14 protein-coding genes and 1 pseudogene are annotated in these 16,832 nt (G+C 67.1%); 8 read left to right on the forward strand and 7 right to left on the reverse strand.

Annotated elements, in window-relative coordinates:
- The first annotated feature begins 9 nt into the window (after window positions 1–9).
- From AASM09_RS21545 to AASM09_RS21570, 6 genes are all read left to right on the forward strand, one after another.
- Window positions 10–567 (forward strand): hypothetical protein, encoded by a 558-nt coding sequence (locus tag AASM09_RS21545; RefSeq protein WP_049431640.1) that lies wholly within the window; start codon window positions 10–12, stop codon window positions 565–567.
- A gap of 35 nt (window positions 568–602) precedes the next feature.
- Window positions 603–1,724 (forward strand): hypothetical protein, encoded by a 1,122-nt coding sequence (locus AASM09_RS21550; RefSeq protein ID WP_100443722.1) that lies wholly within the window; start codon window positions 603–605, stop codon window positions 1,722–1,724.
- Between the two features lie 37 nt (window positions 1,725–1,761).
- Entirely contained in the window at window positions 1,762–3,378 is a 1,617-nt protein-coding gene (locus tag AASM09_RS21555; protein WP_049431637.1) for a hypothetical protein, read from the forward strand.
- Between the two features lie 435 nt (window positions 3,379–3,813).
- Window positions 3,814–4,776, forward strand: coding sequence for a hypothetical protein (locus AASM09_RS21560; protein ID WP_152906608.1), 963 nt, complete (start codon window positions 3,814–3,816; stop codon window positions 4,774–4,776).
- 74 nt (window positions 4,777–4,850) lie between these two features.
- On the forward strand, window positions 4,851–5,747 hold the full coding sequence (gene hemF / locus AASM09_RS21565) for an oxygen-dependent coproporphyrinogen oxidase (protein ID WP_100443723.1): 897 nt from the start codon (window positions 4,851–4,853) through the stop codon (window positions 5,745–5,747).
- A gap of 94 nt (window positions 5,748–5,841) precedes the next feature.
- On the forward strand, window positions 5,842–7,005 hold the full coding sequence (locus AASM09_RS21570) for a hypothetical protein (RefSeq protein ID WP_049427258.1): 1,164 nt from the start codon (window positions 5,842–5,844) through the stop codon (window positions 7,003–7,005).
- Between the two features lie 75 nt (window positions 7,006–7,080).
- Here the strand turns inward: AASM09_RS21570 and AASM09_RS21575 are convergent, their stop codons facing one another.
- Both AASM09_RS21575 and polA read right to left on the reverse strand, forming a co-directional pair.
- The gene (locus AASM09_RS21575; protein ID WP_032129193.1) at window positions 7,081–7,560 is read right to left on the reverse strand and encodes a DUF421 domain-containing protein; all 480 of its coding nucleotides are present in this window, start codon (window positions 7,558–7,560) and stop codon (window positions 7,081–7,083) included.
- A gap of 372 nt (window positions 7,561–7,932) precedes the next feature.
- The gene (gene polA, locus AASM09_RS21580) at window positions 7,933–10,707 is read right to left on the reverse strand and encodes a DNA polymerase I (RefSeq protein WP_049427257.1); all 2,775 of its coding nucleotides are present in this window, start codon (window positions 10,705–10,707) and stop codon (window positions 7,933–7,935) included.
- Between the two features lie 98 nt (window positions 10,708–10,805).
- Between polA and AASM09_RS21585 the strand changes: the two genes are divergently transcribed.
- Window positions 10,806–11,090, forward strand: a complete 285-nt coding sequence (locus AASM09_RS21585; RefSeq protein WP_005411628.1) for a DUF2782 domain-containing protein — start codon at window positions 10,806–10,808, stop codon at window positions 11,088–11,090.
- Window positions 11,091–11,239: 149 nt separating this feature from the next.
- On the opposite strand, the gene AASM09_RS21590 is transcribed toward AASM09_RS21585, so the two are convergent.
- Window positions 11,240–11,686 carry a universal stress protein gene (locus AASM09_RS21590; protein WP_049427255.1) on the reverse strand — a complete coding sequence of 149 codons (447 nt, stop codon included), beginning with the start codon at window positions 11,684–11,686 and terminating at the stop codon, window positions 11,240–11,242.
- A 183-nt stretch (window positions 11,687–11,869) separates the two neighbouring features.
- Here AASM09_RS21590 and AASM09_RS21595 point away from each other — a divergent pair, with 183 nt between their 5' ends.
- Entirely contained in the window at window positions 11,870–12,016 is a 147-nt protein-coding gene (locus tag AASM09_RS21595) for a hypothetical protein (protein ID WP_180849133.1), read from the forward strand.
- 81 nt (window positions 12,017–12,097) lie between these two features.
- Here AASM09_RS21595 and AASM09_RS21600 read toward each other — a convergent pair whose 3' ends face one another.
- The 4 genes and pseudogenes from AASM09_RS21600 to AASM09_RS21615 all read right to left on the reverse strand — a co-directional run bounded on the left by AASM09_RS21600 (window position 12,098) and on the right by AASM09_RS21615 (window position 16,813).
- Window positions 12,098–12,652 (reverse strand): hypothetical protein, encoded by a 555-nt coding sequence (locus AASM09_RS21600; RefSeq protein ID WP_043399601.1) that lies wholly within the window; start codon window positions 12,650–12,652, stop codon window positions 12,098–12,100.
- A gap of 106 nt (window positions 12,653–12,758) precedes the next feature.
- Window positions 12,759–13,085, reverse strand: a pseudogene (locus AASM09_RS21605) (low molecular weight protein tyrosine phosphatase family protein).
- 104 nt (window positions 13,086–13,189) lie between these two features.
- Window positions 13,190–15,382 carry a DNA helicase II gene (gene uvrD, locus AASM09_RS21610; protein ID WP_049427252.1) on the reverse strand — a complete coding sequence of 731 codons (2,193 nt, stop codon included), beginning with the start codon at window positions 15,380–15,382 and terminating at the stop codon, window positions 13,190–13,192.
- A gap of 9 nt (window positions 15,383–15,391) precedes the next feature.
- Entirely contained in the window at window positions 15,392–16,813 is a 1,422-nt protein-coding gene (locus tag AASM09_RS21615; protein WP_049427249.1) for an FAD/NAD(P)-binding protein, read from the reverse strand.
- Between the last annotated feature and the right edge of the window lie 19 nt (window positions 16,814–16,832).

A 16,832-nucleotide genomic window follows, 5' to 3' on the forward strand; every position in this document is an offset into this window, starting at 1 on the left:
GGACACCGGATGTCAGTGCCGCTTCCACCCCCCTCGTTGCAGCCTTCGCCCTACCACGCGTGGATTCGGCCGCTGGTCCAGGCCTCCTTCTGGCTGTCCGCACTGCTGACCGGCTACTTCGTACTGCAGGGGCTGCTGGTATGGCCACTGCACGACGTTCCACTCTGGCAACTGCTGGCCGGTGAAGTACAGCATCGGCAGATGCACAGCCTGACCTGGCTGCTGGCACACCCTGTGGGTGCCTCGATGATCGCCGCACTGCTCTGCCTGCTCTCGGCCGTGGCCAGCCGGGGCCTGCTGCGGGAGCGCCGCTGGGGCCTGTGGAGCTTCGTGGTGATGCTGCTGTTGAGCGCGCTGGCCAATTTCGCGATCACCTGGTGGCTGGACGTGTTCATGCGCGACATGATCGTGCTGCTTGCCGACGATCCGGACATGCAGCAATCGCTGCAGCCGCGGCGCTGGATGATGACCTTGACCCTGCTCGGCACGTCGGTCCTGTTCCTCGGCCTGCAGGGCTGGCTGGCCTGGCGCCTGCTGCGGCAGGATATCCGCTCGCGTTTCCACTGAGCCCCATCCCTTTCCCGCACGACAAGGACCGTCGCATGCGCTTGCTGGCTCTTCTCCCTGCACTACTGATGTTCGCCGCACTGCCTGTAGCCGCCGACGCGTTGCACTGCGGCGAGTACCGCAGTGCCGATGGCGGCATGGCGCTGGTGTTCACCACCCCCAGCACCGGCTACCGCCACAACGACGTCAGCGAGCCGCAGCCGCTGTGGGTTGATCGCAGTGCGGCGCAGACGCGCCTGGTCATGCTCGACGATGGCGTGGCAGAGCCGATCCGGATCAGTGCAGACGGGCAACGCATCAAAGACGATGTGCCGTTGGTCTACACCCTGCGCCAGCCCCGCACCTGCGCCGCCGAGCCCAGGGCGATTGCCGGCAGCTGCCGTGCCGCTGGCAGCCACTGCATCGCGCAGCTGCCCACCGCTTCACCGGGCCAGGCCCAGCGCGCCTGCAGCGAAGGCGTTGGCGCGGGCTGCTCGGCGCTGTTGCGACAACTGCGCGATGGCGTAACTGCGGCCGGAAACGATGACACCGGCCCCGCGCGCTTTGAACGCCCGCCCGTCTGCCGCGAACACACACCCGGACATGACCCGCAGGCCTGCGAGGCGCTGACCCACGATGCGCTGGCTGCCGCCATGCAGCGGGTAAGCGAACGCCTGCAAAGGGAAGACGAAGACACGCTGGATCCGCCGCTGCCGGCCACTGCACGCGAACGTCTGCAGCAGCTGTGCCTGCAGCACCGTGGTGGCCGCTTCTGCGTGGAAGCGGCCGAACAGCAGTTGAACGCACTGGAGCCTGCGTTGGCGGTGCAGGCCCTGCAGGTGGTCTGCGATGCTGGGCGCGTCAGCGCCTGCGAACGTGTCGCACCGCTGCGCGATCTCCGCGCCGAGCTGCGCCTGGTGCCGGCCCAGCAGGTGCCCTGCGGTCGCTATCAGGCCGATGGAGGCGTGATCGACATGCTCGACTTCGGCGATGGCACGCGTGGCCGCTTGCATGATGGCGCCATCCACCTGCAGCAGAACGGTGAACCCCTTGTCCTGCGCCAGCTCGGCAATGGCGACCTGCTCGGCATGGATGCGCAGACGGGATATCAGCGTTACCAGCCGGTGCCCGGCACGGCACAATGCACACCCCCGCGCGAGGGCCGCGGTTCGCCGTAGCGCCTGGAGCTTCCCGTTCGATCGTCAAGGAGACGACATGCATTCACCCGCACCGCGCCGCCGATGGCTGGCCTGGGCGCTGCTGCTGGCCACGCCGATGGCCGCCGCACAGTCACCGCAATGCGGCCTGTTCAAGGCCGATGAAGGCAGCGGTACGTTGCGCATCAGCTCGCCGAACCGCGGCGAGCAGAAGCATTTCGGCAGTGCACCGACGCCGGTCGCCTTCCAGCAGATCGACGGCAAGCTGCAGCTGGTGAACCTGGAATACGGCCTGCCCAGCGCGCTGCAGGTGCGCGATCGTGGCCGGACGGTCGAGGTCGATGGCACGGTCTACATCCTGCAGGCCTCCGCACAGTGCGCCGCAACCGCCGCGCCGGCTGAAGGCAGCTGCCTGGCCGATGCGGCGGCGTGCCTGGACAACCGTCGCGAAGCGGACCCGGCCGCTCTGGAAGCGGCGTGCCGGGAGGGCGTGCCCGGCATGTGCCTGCAACTGGCTGATCGTTGGCACGAGGAGGCCATGCCTACGGTCGAGGCCGATCCCGCTCTGGCAAAGGCGGCGCTTGACGCCGCCTTGTCCGGCATCAAGCTCCCCGCCGCCTGTGACGACGGTGGCTTCGAACAGGGAACCCCGGCGTGTGCCGCCGCACTCGAGGCCGCCCCCGCAGTGCAGGAGCAGCTGGTCAAGGCGGCGATGACGGCAGCCATGACCGAAGCCGTGGTGACGATGACAGCGCCGACCGCGCCGGTGATCATTCCGGCCGAGCGGCGCCAGCAGTTGTTGCAGCTGTGCCGCGAGGTATCCCATGGCGGCTTCTGCACCCGCGTGGCTGAACTGTCCTGGGAGGCAGGAGACCACTTGCAGGCGGTGCAGGCCCTGGCTGCGGCCTGCACACCCGGCAACGACACCGCCAGCTGCGAACGCCTGCCTGCGCTGCAGGCGGTGGGTGCATCGTTGCAACCGCAGCCGGCAACGGCCCTGCCCTGTGGCAACTACCGGGCCGACGGCGGCCTGATGGACACGCTGGACTTCGGTGACAACGGCCTGGTCGGCGTTGGCTGGAGCAGCCATCTTCGCGCGCGCGTCGAAGCGGGCGACATCCGCATCCGCCACGACAGGGATGGCGACTTCGTGCTGCGCCCGCTGCCAGGCGGCCAGTTGCTGGGCATGGACAGTTGGACCCGCTTCCAGGTGTTCACCCCCACCGGGGAGGGTCCGACCCGCTGCAGCGCACCGAAGCGGTACACGGTGCTGCCACTGCCGCAGGATTGCCCGCTGGCGCTGGCCAACGAGGACGGTGCCGAAGCCTGCTGTGCGCAGGGCAAGCTGCAGGGCTGCAACATTCTCGGCAACCGTCTTGCGCTGTCCGGGCACTGGCTGCAGGCCGCAGAGCACTACACCACGGTCTGCCGCGCCGGTGTCCGCGAGGGTTGCGAGAATCTGGTCACCGCACAGGGCAATGGTGCGGACGTGGACGCGCGTCGCATCCTGGAACAGCTGTGCAAGGCCGACCGCAGCGGCCTGCATGTGGCCTGCGACGTACTCGGAACGCAGAACTGGGAGCTGATCACGCTGGGCGGCGCCCTGCAGAAGTCGGTTGACGAGACGGCGGTGGACGACACTCCGGCACCGCGCAACTCCAACCGCAAGCGCTGAGCCGGCCAGGGCCTGTCCGCAGCTTCGGGCGGGCCCTGATTGTCGTGATCGACACACCTCGGGCGGGTTGTTCCCACCAGCGTGCAAGGGTTTCCGACGGAAATCACTGCTGCGTCCGAGCGGCTCCCTATCATGGATTTCACTGGAACTGGCCGGCATGCCCAGGTCATCGCCCAATGCGGGCTCCAGTATCTCCACTCATGCTGGGAAGGCGAAATGCCGCTAGATGCTCCGCGCTTGCTTGCCTGGTCGCCCGTGACCGGTGCCCTTCTGCTGTTCCTTTCCTTCCCAACCTTGGCAACCGGGGTCGCGTGTGGCGTCTTCAGTGACGAGTACGGAAGCTCGAAGCTTGTTGTCGAGGCACCGGATAGAGGACATGCAATCTCCCACGATGGAAGTCATTCCCGATTCGCGCTGCAACAATCCGGGGACGACATGATCATCATCAACCTCAGCACCGGCTATGCCCGCTCCGTGGGTGCAGATCAGAGCGGACAGGCTCTTCACGACGATGGAACGCACTACTCGCTGATCGAACCGTCGCAGTGCTCGGCCGCACTCAGGCATCCCGCAGACAGCTGTCTCGCAGATCCCAAGCAATGCGTGGACATGCGGCATTCCATGGAAACCACCGCTCTTGAGAATGCATGTGCGGAAGGCGTGCCCTACATGTGCATGGCATTGCCGGAGAAGTACATCGAGCATCTGATCGATACCGGCACCATTGCTCCGCCGGGGGAACTGGCCACCAGAATGCGGGCGACGCTGGAGAGGCAGCTGGCCGCGATGCCGCTGCCCGCCGAGTGCCTGGATCCCGACAGCACTACCTCGGGGCCAGCGTGTCTGGCTCAGCTCGAGGAAGAACCCGAGCTGTTGAGTTCATTCAGGAACGCGATTGTCGCCGCTTCTTTGGGGCTGCATGCAGCCACTGTGGCCACCGCCACCCTTCCCAAGGATCACAGGGAAACGTTGCATGACTTCTGCACGAAGACGCCTGATGGTGCGTTCTGCCACAAAGTTGCCGATCTGCATGCTTCGGCAGGCGACCTTGGACGGGCAACGGAGGCCCTGGAACTGGCATGCACCGGTGGTCGGAGCCTCGACTGCGCATTGCTGGAACCACTTCGGGGACTGGGCCCGGACCTGCAGCCAGCCAAGGGCGTGGAGCTTCCGCAAGGAACGTTCGTCTCTTCGGGCGGCATCATAAGCTCCCTGACCTTCACTGAAGACGGCAGTGTCTCCGCGCCGTTCGGCCAACTGCAGGCCCGGCTGGAAAATGACCGCATCCATCTCAAGCATGCAAGGGTTGGAGAGCTGATCCTCCAGCCGCTGCTCAACGGAGATCTGCTCGGCATCGGGCAGCACGTTGGATTCGACTACTTCAGGGCGACCGAGTAGGAGGGGCTGATGGCCACGTCTCCAAGGGACGGGGCCTTCCGGCGGTGCGTGGCCGTTGCGGTAAAGTACGCGCCATGAACGAATTCGAGCGCGTGCGCGCCTACCTCACCGACCTGCAGGACCGCATCTGTGCGGCGATAGAGGCCGCCGATGGCCAGGCCCGCTTCCAGGAAGACCTGTGGCAGCGTGCCGAGGGCGGTGGTGGGCGCACCCGTGTGCTGCGCGACGGCGTGGTGTTCGAGCAGGCCGGTATCGGCTTTTCCGATGTGTCCGGCAGCCGCCTGCCGCCGTCGGCCTCGGCCAACCGCCCGGAACTGGCCGGCGCCTCCTGGCGCGCCACCGGCGTGTCGCTGGTGTTCCACCCGCTCAACCCCTACGTGCCGACCACCCATGCCAACGTGCGCTTCTTCCAGGCGCAGCGCGACGGTGAAGTGGTGGCCAGCTGGTTCGGCGGCGGCTTCGACCTGACCCCGTTCTATCCGTTCGACGAGGACGTGCAGCACTGGCACCGGGTCGCACGCGATCTGTGCGCGCCGTTCGGCGACGAACGCTATGCCGCGCACAAGCGCTGGTGTGATGAGTACTTCTTCCTGCGCCACCGCAATGAAACACGTGGCGTCGGCGGGCTGTTCTTCGACGACCTGCACGGCGACTTCGAACGCGATTTCGATTACCTGCGGGCGGTCGGTGATGGCTTCCTCGATGCCTACCTGCCGATCGTGCAGCAGCGCAAGGACACCGCCCATGGCGAGCGCGAGCGCGAGTTCCAGCTGTACCGCCGCGGCCGCTATGTGGAGTTCAACCTGGTGTACGACCGCGGCACGCTGTTCGGCCTGCAGAGCGGTGGCCGCAGCGAGAGCATCCTGATGAGCCTGCCGCCGCGGGTGCGCTGGGAATACGGCTTCACCCCGGAAGCGGGCAGCGCCGAGGCGCGCCTGGCCGACTACCTGGTGCCGCGCGACTGGCTCTGAAGTTCCGGTGCCACGGATGACCGTGGCGCCTCCGTTGCCTGTGGTGCGCCCTGCACCGGACAGGCCCTGTTCCACCTCCTTCAAGGACGAACCAATGTCTGCTGCTGTTTTCCTTCGCCCCCGCGCTGCGGGCTGGCGTTCCCTGCTGTTGCTGGCCCTGGTCTCGGCCAGCCTGCCGGCTGCCGCGCAGTCGATGGCCTGTGGCACCTACAAGGACAGCAGCGGCAACACCACGCTGACCCTCGAGAGTGAAGGCCACGGCTCCCTGTCCGGCCCCTACCAGGCCACCGAGAACCTGCGCATCGCCCGCCAGGAGGACGTGCTCGGTACCGGCAACCTGTCCACCGGCCAGCTGGAGAACTGGTACTTCTCGGACAACGACCGCACGATCAGCACGCCCTATCGCGAGTTCACCCGTGAGCGCGCCGCCGCCTGCAAGGCGATGCCAGAGCCCGTCGAAGACGGTTGCGTGATGAACACCTCCGAGTGCCTGGAGGCGCTGCCGGAGGCCGCACCCGTGAAACTGCACGCCTGGTGTGCCGAGGGCGTGGGCGCAGCCTGCATGCGGTTGCTGGAGACCTACCAGGAACACGCCAACGCAGCGGCACCGAAAGTGACGGACCCGCCGATGCCTGAGATCTGCAAGGAGGAATCACCTTCCTTCGACGCCGAAGGCTGCATGGCGGCAGCCAGGAAGGTCGCCTCGCAGATGGCAGGGGAGGCAATGCTGGGCCTGCGGCATTCGGTCGATGCGCCCTTGCCGCCGGTGCAGCTGGATGAGCTGGCGGCACTCTGCCGCGAACAACACGGCGAGACCTTCTGTGAAGCGGCGGCCGAGTCGCTGTGGAGCGGCGGGCGCCTGCAGCAGGCCCGCGAGGCATTGCAGCTGGCCTGCGCACAGCGCGCGGATGCGCCGTCCTGCGGACCGGCCAAGGACCTCGCTGTTGTTGCCGGTGCAACCGCAGCGGCACTCGAACCGATCGCCGCCACCGCCCTGCCCTGCGGCAGCTTTGTCGCCGAACGCAGCGTGCTGTCGCAGCTGCGCTTCCTCGATGGCGGCATCGTGGAAGCCGGTGGCGAGGACGTGCGCCTGCGCGCGAGCCTGCGCGACGGCCAGATCGTCCTGCATCGCGATGTCGGCAGTGACTTCGTTCTGCAGCTGCTGCAGAACGGCAATCTGGTGGGCGTCGACAACGGCAACCGCTTCGCCTACTACGAGCGCAAGGCGACTGCGGGCAACGTCCGCTGCACTCCCTGAGCAGCGTGATGTAGCGCCGAGTCCACGCTCGACTGATGAACCAGCGCAGCCGAGCAGGGGCTCGGCTCTATGTCGTCAGGTGCTCTTCCGGGGGATGATGGTGATGTGCCCGTTGATCTCCAGCAGGGCCAGCTCCACATCCTCCACGCCCAGGCAGCCCTGCTGGCGCATGGCGGCCTCGAAATCCGCACGGGTGACCTGCTCACGGCGCAGAACGGCGTCGAACAGGCGCCCATCGCGCGCGATCACCACCGGTTCGCCCTCGACCAGGCGCTCGATACGGCGGCTGCGGGTGCTCACCCAGCCCACTCCGTAGTTGAGCAGGATCAGCGTCGCCGCCAGCAGCAGGCCGCCGCCCAGCGAGGTGTCGGTGCCCAGCAGCGCGTTCTGCACCGCATTGCCCAGCAGCACCACCAGCAGCACGTCGAACGGGGTGATCTGCCCCAGCGGGCGCTTGCCGCTGAGCCGGACCATGCCCAGCACCACGACATACACCACCACCGCGCGCAGGATGAATTCCCACCACGGCATCGCCAGTGCGAACAGATCGGGCATTGCGGGTTCCCCTGCTGGACAGTGGCCCAGCCTAGCACCTGGGGTCAGATCCCTTTGCCCGGTGGGCAAAGGGATCTGACCCCATGCGAAGTGTTCCGGCGGCACAAATAAAAAGCCCCGCTGACCAGGGGGAGGTCAACGGGGCCGGGGAACGGGCACTTGGGGAGGAGTCCCCGTTCCGAGATCTGCTCCAGGGGATGGGAGAGATCCACAACAGGCGTTGCGCCTGTCGAGAGTTATAGAAGCACTCCGAACACTAACGGTTCGTGAAGGGGCCCAATTTAATGAACCTCGATCAGGGCAACATTCATGATCGAGTCAGAAACCTCTGACGAATGAACGAATTCACGTCGTTTTCGGCCTGAAACACCCTCAGTGCGCTTCGTCCCAGTTGTTGCCGATGCCGGTATCGACCACCAGCGGCACCCGCAGTTTGGCCGCTTGCGACATGCGCTCGACCACCTGCAAACGCAACTCCTCGACGAAACTGCTTTCGGTTTCGAACACCAGTTCATCGTGTACCTGCAGGATCATCCGCGCCGGTGCACCGCTGTCACGCAGCCACTGGTCCACGTCCACCATCGCGCGCTTGATGATATCGGCGGCGGTGCCCTGCATCGGCGCGTTGATCGCAGCACGCTCGGCACCGGCGCGCAGGCCCTGGTTACGTGCATGAATGTCGTTCAGGTACAGTCGGCGGCCGAACAGGGTCTCTACATAGCCCTGGTCGCGGGCCTGCTGGCGCATCCGCTCCATGAAGTCGCGCACGCCCGGGTAGCGGCTGAAGTACAGCGCCACGTAGTCCTGCGCCTGGCCCCGGTCGATGCCCAGGTTGCGGGCCAGGCCGAAGGCGCTCATGCCGTACATCAGGCCAAAGTTGATCGCCTTGGCAGCGCGGCGCTCGTTCGGGGTCACCTCTTCCAGCGCACGCCCGAACACCTCGGCGGCGGTGGCACGGTGGACGTCGGCGCCCTGCTCGAAGGCACGCACCAGGCCCGGGTCCTCGGACAGGTGGGCCATGATCCGCAGCTCGATCTGCGAATAGTCGGCGGCCAGCAGCTGGAAGCCCTCCGGGGCGATGAACGCGCGGCGGATGCGGCGGCCATCTTCGGTGCGGATCGGGATGTTCTGCAGGTTGGGGTCCGACGAGGACAGGCGGCCGGTGGCGGCACCGGACTGGTGGTAGCTGGTGTGCACGCGGCCAGTGTCGGGGTTGACCATCTCCGGCAGCTTGTCGGTGTAGGTGCTGCGCAGCTTGGCCAGGCCGCGGTAGTCGAGGATTACCCGCGGCAGCTCGTGCTGGTCAGCAATCGCCTCCAGTGCCTCTTCATTGGTGCTGGGCTGGCCCTTCGGGGTCTTCACCACCGCCGGCAGCTTCAACTCATCGAACAGCACCGCCTGCAGCTGCTTGGGCGAATCCAGGTTGAAGCTGCGCCCAGCCAGTTCGGTGGCCTTCTGCTGCGCGGCCAGCATGCGCGAGGACAGGTCCTGGCTCTGCCGGCGCAGTTCGTCGGTGTCGATGCGCACGCCGTTGGCTTCGATCGTGGTCAGCACCGGCACCAGCGGCATCTCGATGTCGCGGTACACGCTGTCCAGCGCTGGCTCGGCCAGCAGCTGCGGCTGCAGCGCGTGGTGCAGGCGCAGGGTGATGTCGGCGTCCTCGGCGGCGTAGCGGCTGGCTTCGTCGATGCCCACCTGCGAGAACGGAATCTGCTTGGCGCCCTTGCCGGCCACGTCCTCGAACTTGATGGTGCTGTAGCCCAGGTAGCGCAGGGCCAGCGAATCCATGTCGTGGCGGGTGGCGGTGGAATTGAGCACGAAGCTCTCCAGCATCGTGTCGTCATGGTAGCCCTGTACGTCCACGCCATGGCGGCGCAGCACGTGGAGGTCGTACTTGCCGTGCTGGCCCAGCTTCTTCTTCGCCGGGTCCTGCAGCACCGGGCGCAGGGCATCGAGCACCTGCTGGAGCGGCAGCTGGGCCGGCGCCCCCGGGTAATCGTGGCCGACCGGAATGTAGGCGGCCTTGCCCGGCTCGACCGCCAGGCTGACGCCGACCAGGCGCGCGCGCATCGCGTCCAGCGCATCGGTTTCGGTATCGAAGCTGATCAGCTCGGCCTGCTGCAGGCGCTCCACCCAGGCCTGCAGCTGCCCGGGGGTCGACACCGTCTCGTATTCACCCGGCTCGGACAGCGCAGGATCCAGCGCGCCAGCGGCTGGCACCTCGGCGCTGCCACGGGCGAAGCCGGCGGCGGTGCCGCGCAGGCTCGGGGTGGCTTCGCTGGCCACTGCCGGTGCCGGCAGCGGTGCACCCAGTTCCTTCAGCGCCTGGGTGAAGCCGTAACGCGTATACAGCTCGGTCAGCTCCGGTACGTCCTGCTCGCGCAGGGCCAGCGTGGTCGGGCTGGCGTCCAGCGCCACGTCGGTGCGGATGGTCACCAGCTCGCGGTTCAGCGGCAGCCGTTCCAGTGCAGCGCGCAGGTTCTCGCCGATCTTGCCCTTCATGGTCGGCGCGGCCGCCATCACGCCGTCCAGGTGCTGGTACTCGGCCAGCCACTTGGCGGCGGTCTTCGGCCCGCACTTCTCCACGCCCGGCACGTTGTCGACCGCGTCGCCCATCAGCGCCAGCAGGTCGATGATCTGGTCGGCGCGCACGCCGAACTTCTCCATCACCGCCGCGTCCGAATCCATGCGGCTGCCGGTCATGGTGTTGACCAGCTCGATGCCCGGGCGCACCAGCTGGGCAAAGTCCTTGTCGCCGGTGGAAATGGTCACCTTCAGGTCCTGCGCCAGGCCCTGCAGGGCCAGCGTACCGATCACATCGTCGGCTTCCACGCCGGGAATGCGCAGGATGCTGATGCCCAGCGCCTCGACGATGCGGCACATCGGCTCGACCTGGCTGCGCAGCTCATCGGGCATCGGTGGGCGGTTGGCCTTGTACTGGTCGTACAGGTCGTCACGGAAGGTCTTGCCGGGCGCATCGACCACGAACGCTACGTAGGCCGGGCGCTCCTTCAGCGTCGAGCGCAGCATGTTGACCACGCCGAACAGGGCGCCGGTGGGTTCGCCCTGTGCATTGGACAGGGGCGGCAGCGCGTGGAACGCGCGGTACAGGTAACTGGACCCGTCGATCAGGACTAATCTGCTCATGGGTCGATTCTACGCGCCCGTGCCTGCACCGCGACGACACGGCACACGCGCGGCGATGGGGCATAATCAAGGCTCTATCCAGGCAAAGGCCCCCGCCGATGAAGACCCTGATGCTGGCTTCCCTGCTCCTGCTCGCTGGCTGCGCCAGCATGGGTGGCGCAGGTGCTCCCCCGGTGGACGTCAAGGGCGCCGATGTCTCCAAGCGCACCATGGACAACGGCGATGTCATCGAGGAATACCGCGTGTCCGGCCAGCTGCGCATGGTCAAGGTGACCCCGTCGCGCGGTGCTCCGTTCTACATGTACGACAAGAACGGCGACGGCCGTTTCGACAACGACAAGGACGGCGTCTCGCCGGTGTACTGGAAGCTGTACAGCTGGTGAGGTGACCGGGGCCGGATCCCTTTCCGCAGGAAAGGGCTCTGACCCCATCATGGCAAACGGCACGGCCACCACAAAAAACAACGCCGGCGCGCATCCTGCGGCCGGCGTCGGGTCCCCTCCCCGGGAACGCTTGAATCAGTGGGTGTGGATCAGCGGATGACCAGCACCGGCAGCGTGCTGCGCGCCAGCACTTCCGCGGTCTGGCTGCCCAGCAGCACGCGGGTCACGCCGCGACGGCCATGCGAGGTCATCACGATCAGATCGCTGTTGCGCTCGCCCGCCGTCTCGATGATGCCATCGGCCGCATAGCGGTCCAGCACGTGTATCGGGTTGGCGGTAATGCCCTGCTCGGCCGCCTTGGCCAGCGCGGGCTGAAGGACCTTCTGCGCGCCTTCCTCGCGGTCGGCCTTGTACTCCGGGCTGTTCATGTAGCCCACGCTCCAGCCCATGGCGTCGTACATGCCGACGGCCCACGGCTCGGAAACGGTCACGATATCGACCTCGGCATTGAGGTCCTTGGCCAGCTCCAGGCCCTTGGCCAGGCCTTTGTCGGCCAGCTCGGACCCGTCGGTGGCAATCAGGATGCGCTTGTACATGGTGGGGCTCCGTAGCGATCTGCCAGATGGGAACAACACCATTGCACACCGGATGTGCAGGCTGCGCCTTGAGCAGGATCAATCCGGCGCAGAGCAGCGGCCCGTGCGCATCGCCGGCTTGCGCGCCCGCTTACCCCCAAGCATGCTGGCCAGGCGGTATCGGGCCGCGCCAGGAAAACATGCATGCAGGACAGCAAGCCGACATCACGAAGCCCCCTCAGGATCATCCTTTGGAGCCTCATCGCCGCCTTCGTGCTGTTCTACGGCGGCTATCATCTGGGCAAGGACATGGCGCTGCGTGACAACGCCCGCCAAGCAGCAGGCAAGTAAGTTGCTTCTGTAGAGCCGAGCCCATGCTCGGCTGCGGATGGAGGAGCCGAGCATGGGCTCGGCTCTACATCAGGCCCATGCTCAGGCGATCTGCACCACGCGTGCGTTCTGGCACAGCGGATAGCTGGCCACGAATTCGGCAATCGCATCACGCATCGCCTCGAACGATTCGCCATACATGTACAGCGCGGTTTCGGTCGGGCCCTGCCACCAGCTGCAGATCTCGCCCAGGCCGTCGATGTTCTCCGACAGTTGTTCGAATACGTGGTTGGAATCGCACTGTTCGTAGACTTCGTCCGGCAGATTCAGGCCATCCAGGTAGATGCCGAGGCCCTCGGTCACGCCGAAGCTGCGATCAGCCTCGCCAGCCCCCTGCAGCTGCGAACCCTTCGGCGCGCCCAGCTGTTCCAGCAGATCGATCAGCTTCGGCACGCCGGCCGCGTCCACCAGGGCAACTTCAATATCGCCGTACTCGACCTCACCCAGGTCCGACATCGCGGTGCCGCCGCCGGTGAGCTCGCCCACCTGGGCCGCCTGCAGCAGCGCGTCGAGCGGATCCTCGAACAGCTCGTGGCGATGCTCCGGCTGCAGCCGGGCGTTCAACTTCACAGTGACGTGCAGCGTGGGTTCGGTCATGGGGCGTTCCTGGAAGATGTCGCCGCCTATTGTAGAGCTGAGCCCATGCTCGGCTGCTTTTTCCGCCAGAAGCAGCCGAGCATGGGCTCGGCTCTACAACAGCCCGTCAGCGCAGGAACGGCGTCACCTTGCGTTTCAGCAACTCCACCAGCACCGGGTCCATGTAGTCGTAGTCATCCGGGATATCCAGGCAGATCACCCGCTTGCCGTTCAATCAGGCCTTGTAGCGGCTGGACAGCCGGTTGCGGTGGGCGCGTTCCATCACGAACACCAGGTCGGCCCACTGCAGCAGCTCGGGGCTGAGCACTTCCTCGGCGTCGGCCAGCAGCCCGGCCGAGGCGGTCTCGATACCCGGCCAATCGGCAAATACCTGCTCGGCCGTCGGGCTGCGCAGGCGGTTCTGGCTGCAGAGGAAGAGCACGTTGCGGGTCATGCGTACTCGCCTTTGTAGAGCCGAGCCATGCTCGGCTGGTTTTCTCCGCCAAAAGCAGCCGAGCATGGCCGGGCTCTACAGGAGTTCCCGCCCCTCGATGGTGATCAGATCACCGTCAGATTCGCATACGCCATCACCAGCCACTTGCTGCCGGCGTCGGCGAACTCGACCTGGACGCGGGCGTGCGCGCCGCTGCCCTCGTAGTCAGTCACCATGCCTTCGCCGAACTTGGGGTGGGTGACCAGCGCACCGAGCTTGACCGGCGGTGCCTCGATCGAGGCATGGCCCATCACCCGGCTGGCGCCCATCGAGGCCGGCCGCGAGACCTGCACCTTCGGGCGCACTTCGTGCAGCAGCTCGCGCGGAATCTCGCGCAGGAAGCGCGACGGCAGGCTGTAGTTGTCCTGGCCGTGGATGCGGCGCGATTCGGCATAGCTCAGCACCAGCTTCTGGCGCGCGCGGGTGATGCCCACGTAGGCCAGGCGGCGCTCTTCTTCCAGCCGCCCGCTTTCCTCCAGCGAACGTGCGCTGGGGAACAGGCCTTCTTCCAGGCCGGCCAGGAACACCAGCGGGAATTCCAGGCCCTTGGCCGAGTGCAGGGTCATCAGCTGCACGCCGTCCTCGCCCGCCTGCGCCTGGCCCTCACCGGCCTCGAGTGCGGCATAGGCCAGGAACGCGACCAGCTCGTCCATGTCCTCGCCCACTTCCTCGATGTCGTCGGCGCGGCGCACGAAGCGCGACGCCACCGAGACCAGTTCGTCGAGGTTGTCGGTGCGCGATTCCGAGTCCAGCGCGTTGCGGCTTTCCTTGCTCCAGTGCTCGCGCAGCTGCGAGCGGGCCAGCACGTGGTCCACGCGCTCGGCCAGCGTCATGTGCACGGTCTGGGCCTGCAGCTCGTTGACCAGCCCCAGGAAGCCGGCCAGCGCATTGCGCGCGCGTGCGGCCAGCGCGTTGCCCTGGGTGACCAGCATGGTCGCTTCCCACAACGAGATGCCCTGTGCGCGCGCCTCGCGGCGCACTTCGTCCAGCGTGCGGTCGCCGATGCCACGGGTGGGCGTGTTGACCGCGCGCTCGAACGCCGCGTCATCGTTGCGGTTGGACAGCAGGCGCAGGTAGGCCAGCGCGTCCTTGATTTCGGCACGCTCGAAGAAGCGCATGCCGCCGTACACGCGGTACGGCACCTGTTCGCTCAGCAGCGCTTCTTCCAGCGCGCGCGACTGCGCGTTGCTGCGGTAGAGCACGGCCACTTCGGTGTAGCTGCCACCGTCGCGCACCCACTGGCGCGCACGCTCGACGATGTAGCGCGCCTCGTCCATTTCGTTGTAAGCGGCGTACAGGTCGATCGGTTCGCCGTCGCCGCTGTCGGTCCACAGCTGCTTGCCGATGCGGTCGGGGTTGTGCGCGATCACCGCATTGGCGGCACCGAGGATGTTGGCGGTGGAGCGGTAGTTCTGTTCCAGGCGGATGGTCTGCGCCCCCGGGAAATCGCGCAGGAAACCCTGCACGTTCTCGACCTTGGCGCCGCGCCAGCCATAGATGGCCTGGTCATCATCGCCGACCACGAACACGTGGCCTTCATGCCCGGCCAGCACGCGCACGAAGGCGTACTGGATGGCGTTGGTGTCCTGGAATTCGTCCACCAGGATTTCGCGGAAGCGGGCGCGGTAGTGCGACAGCAGCGCCGGGTTGTCACGCAGCAGTTCATGCGCGCGCAGCAGCAGCTCGGCGAAGTCGACCAGGCCGGCGCGGTCGCAGCGCGCCTGGTATTCGATGTAGGCCTGGCGCATGGTTTCCAGCCACGCATCGTGCGGTTCGGGCTGGATGTGCTGCGGGCGGCGGCCTTCGTCCTTCTGCGCGTTGATCCACCACGCGATCTGCTTGGCCGGGTACTTGCCGTCGTCCAGCTCCAGCGCCTGCACCACGCGCTTGACCAGCCGCAGCTGGTCATCCGAATCCATCACCTGGAAGCCTTCGGGCAGCTTGGCGTCCTGCCAGTGCAGGCGCAGCAGGCGGTTGGCCAGGCCGTGGAAGGTACCGATCCACATGCCGCGGCTGCCATTGGGCAGCTGGGCGTCGATGCGGTGGCGCATTTCGCCGGCCGCCTTGTTGGTGAAGGTCACCGCGAAGATGCCGTGGGTCGGCACGCCGTCGACTTCATGCAGCCAGGCGATGCGGTGGGTGAGTACGCGGGTCTTGCCGGAACCGGCACCGGCCAGCACCAGGTGGTGGCCGGGGGGAGCGGAGACGGCTTCGCGCTGGGCCGGGTTCAGGCCATCAAGCAGGTGGGAGACATCCATGCCCCCATTTTACGGCATCGCCGTCGCGGCTCCTGCGACCACTTCGGTGGCAAGCGCCTGCGCCTGCTGACGCAGTTCAGGCACCGCCAGGCTTTCCCACAGGCTGCCGATGCGCAGGCTGCCGAGCACGCCCAGCCGCGCCTGCGGCTGGCCACCGGCGGCGCACAGGCGGTCGCCCGGCACCGTGCTGTCCAGACCCAGCCCATGCGGACCGGGACGGGCCAGTCCATCTGCCTGCAGCTGCTGCAGCAAGGGATTGCGCAACGCGCTGGCGCGGGTCTCCACGCCGGTGGCGTTGATCACGCCGCCGATCGTCCAGTGCTGTTCATTGCCGTTGGCATCGCGGCCAGACAGCCGCAGGGCATCGCCTTCGCGGCCGACGCGTTGCAGGCGGGACCGGTGAATGCGCAGTTGGCCGCTTTCGATCAGCGCCTGCAGCTGTGCGTCGACCTCTTCGGCGATGCGGTGGCGATGCACGTCCCAGTAGCGCACCACATGGCGCAGGAAGCGGCGCTGGTCGGCCGCGTCGAGGCTGCACCACAGTGCCTGCCCGTGCGGACGGATGCGGTCCATCACCCCCTGCCACGGCAGACCATCGGCCTGCGCCTGGCGCGCGAACCCGCGCAACGCGCGCAGGCGCTGGCGCAGGCTCATCGGCAGCAGCGCAGCCGGGTCGAACGAGGGCAGGCCGCCATGCGCATGCGGCAACGGCAGCAGCCCATGGCGCGAGATCACGTGCAGCGGGCCGGTGTGGCCGGCAGCGACCAATGCCAGCACGGTGTCAGCCATGCTCAGGCCGGAGCCGACGATGGCCACGGCCTGCTCACCGGCCAGGGTGCGTATGCCGTCGTAGTCCCAGGCCTCGATCACGTCATCGGCGGGCAGTGCCTCGGCACCGGCTACCGGCAGCGGCCGCATGCTGTTGCCGGTGGCGAGCACTGCCTGTGCGGCGTGCAGCGTCTGGCCATCGCCGAGTGCCAGCTGGTAGCCGTGGTCATCCGGCTGCAGGCCCAGTACCGGCTGCACGATCACCTGCAGCTGTGCCGGGCTGGCCGCGGCGGCCTCCTGCAGGCGCTGCTGCAGGTACGCTGCAAAGTAGTGGCGGCACACGTAACGCTCGCCCAGCACCTCGCGCGCCTCGCCCGGGTAGGCGTTGGCGGCCATCAGGTAGTCGAGGAAATCGCCGGGCTGGTCGGCAAACGCACTCATCTTCGCCGCCGGCACGTTCAGCAGGTGCTCCGGCCACGGCGTGGCATAGGCGATGCCCTGCGCCAGCTGCGAAGCCGGTTCGAAGATGGCCAGCGCCAGCGGCGCCTGGGCCTGGCGCAACACCTGGATCGCCACCAGCACCCCGGCCGCACCACCACCGATGATTGCCAGGTCCAGTTCGCCATTACGCGGTGAATCAGTCATGCGCCGATTGTAGGCCATCGGCGATGACGGGCCGGAT

Source organism: Stenotrophomonas maltophilia (assembly GCF_039555535.1).
Classification (GTDB): Bacteria; Pseudomonadota; Gammaproteobacteria; order Xanthomonadales; family Xanthomonadaceae; genus Stenotrophomonas; species Stenotrophomonas maltophilia_Q.

Excerpts from the sequence above, each read along its gene's own strand:
- AASM09_RS21545 (WP_049431640.1), top strand. The coding sequence starts at position 10 with ATGTCAGTGCCGCTTCCACCCCCCTCGTTGCAGCCTTCGCCCTACCAC.
- AASM09_RS21550 (WP_100443722.1), top strand. The coding sequence starts at position 603 with ATGCGCTTGCTGGCTCTTCTCCCTGCACTACTGATGTTCGCCGCACTG.
- AASM09_RS21555 (WP_049431637.1), top strand. The coding sequence starts at position 1,762 with ATGCATTCACCCGCACCGCGCCGCCGATGGCTGGCCTGGGCGCTGCTG.
- AASM09_RS21560 (WP_152906608.1), top strand. The coding sequence starts at position 3,814 with ATGATCATCATCAACCTCAGCACCGGCTATGCCCGCTCCGTGGGTGCA.
- hemF (WP_100443723.1), top strand. The coding sequence starts at position 4,851 with ATGAACGAATTCGAGCGCGTGCGCGCCTACCTCACCGACCTGCAGGAC.
- AASM09_RS21570 (WP_049427258.1), top strand. The coding sequence starts at position 5,842 with ATGTCTGCTGCTGTTTTCCTTCGCCCCCGCGCTGCGGGCTGGCGTTCC.
- AASM09_RS21575 (WP_032129193.1), bottom strand. The coding sequence starts at position 7,560 with ATGCCCGATCTGTTCGCACTGGCGATGCCGTGGTGGGAATTCATCCTG.
- polA (WP_049427257.1), bottom strand. The coding sequence starts at position 10,707 with ATGAGCAGATTAGTCCTGATCGACGGGTCCAGTTACCTGTACCGCGCG.
- AASM09_RS21585 (WP_005411628.1), top strand. The coding sequence starts at position 10,806 with ATGAAGACCCTGATGCTGGCTTCCCTGCTCCTGCTCGCTGGCTGCGCC.
- AASM09_RS21590 (WP_049427255.1), bottom strand. The coding sequence starts at position 11,686 with ATGTACAAGCGCATCCTGATTGCCACCGACGGGTCCGAGCTGGCCGAC.
- AASM09_RS21595 (WP_180849133.1), top strand. The coding sequence starts at position 11,870 with ATGCAGGACAGCAAGCCGACATCACGAAGCCCCCTCAGGATCATCCTT.
- AASM09_RS21600 (WP_043399601.1), bottom strand. The coding sequence starts at position 12,652 with ATGACCGAACCCACGCTGCACGTCACTGTGAAGTTGAACGCCCGGCTG.
- uvrD (WP_049427252.1), bottom strand. The coding sequence starts at position 15,382 with ATGGATGTCTCCCACCTGCTTGATGGCCTGAACCCGGCCCAGCGCGAA.
- AASM09_RS21615 (WP_049427249.1), bottom strand. The coding sequence starts at position 16,813 with ATGGCCTACAATCGGCGCATGACTGATTCACCGCGTAATGGCGAACTG.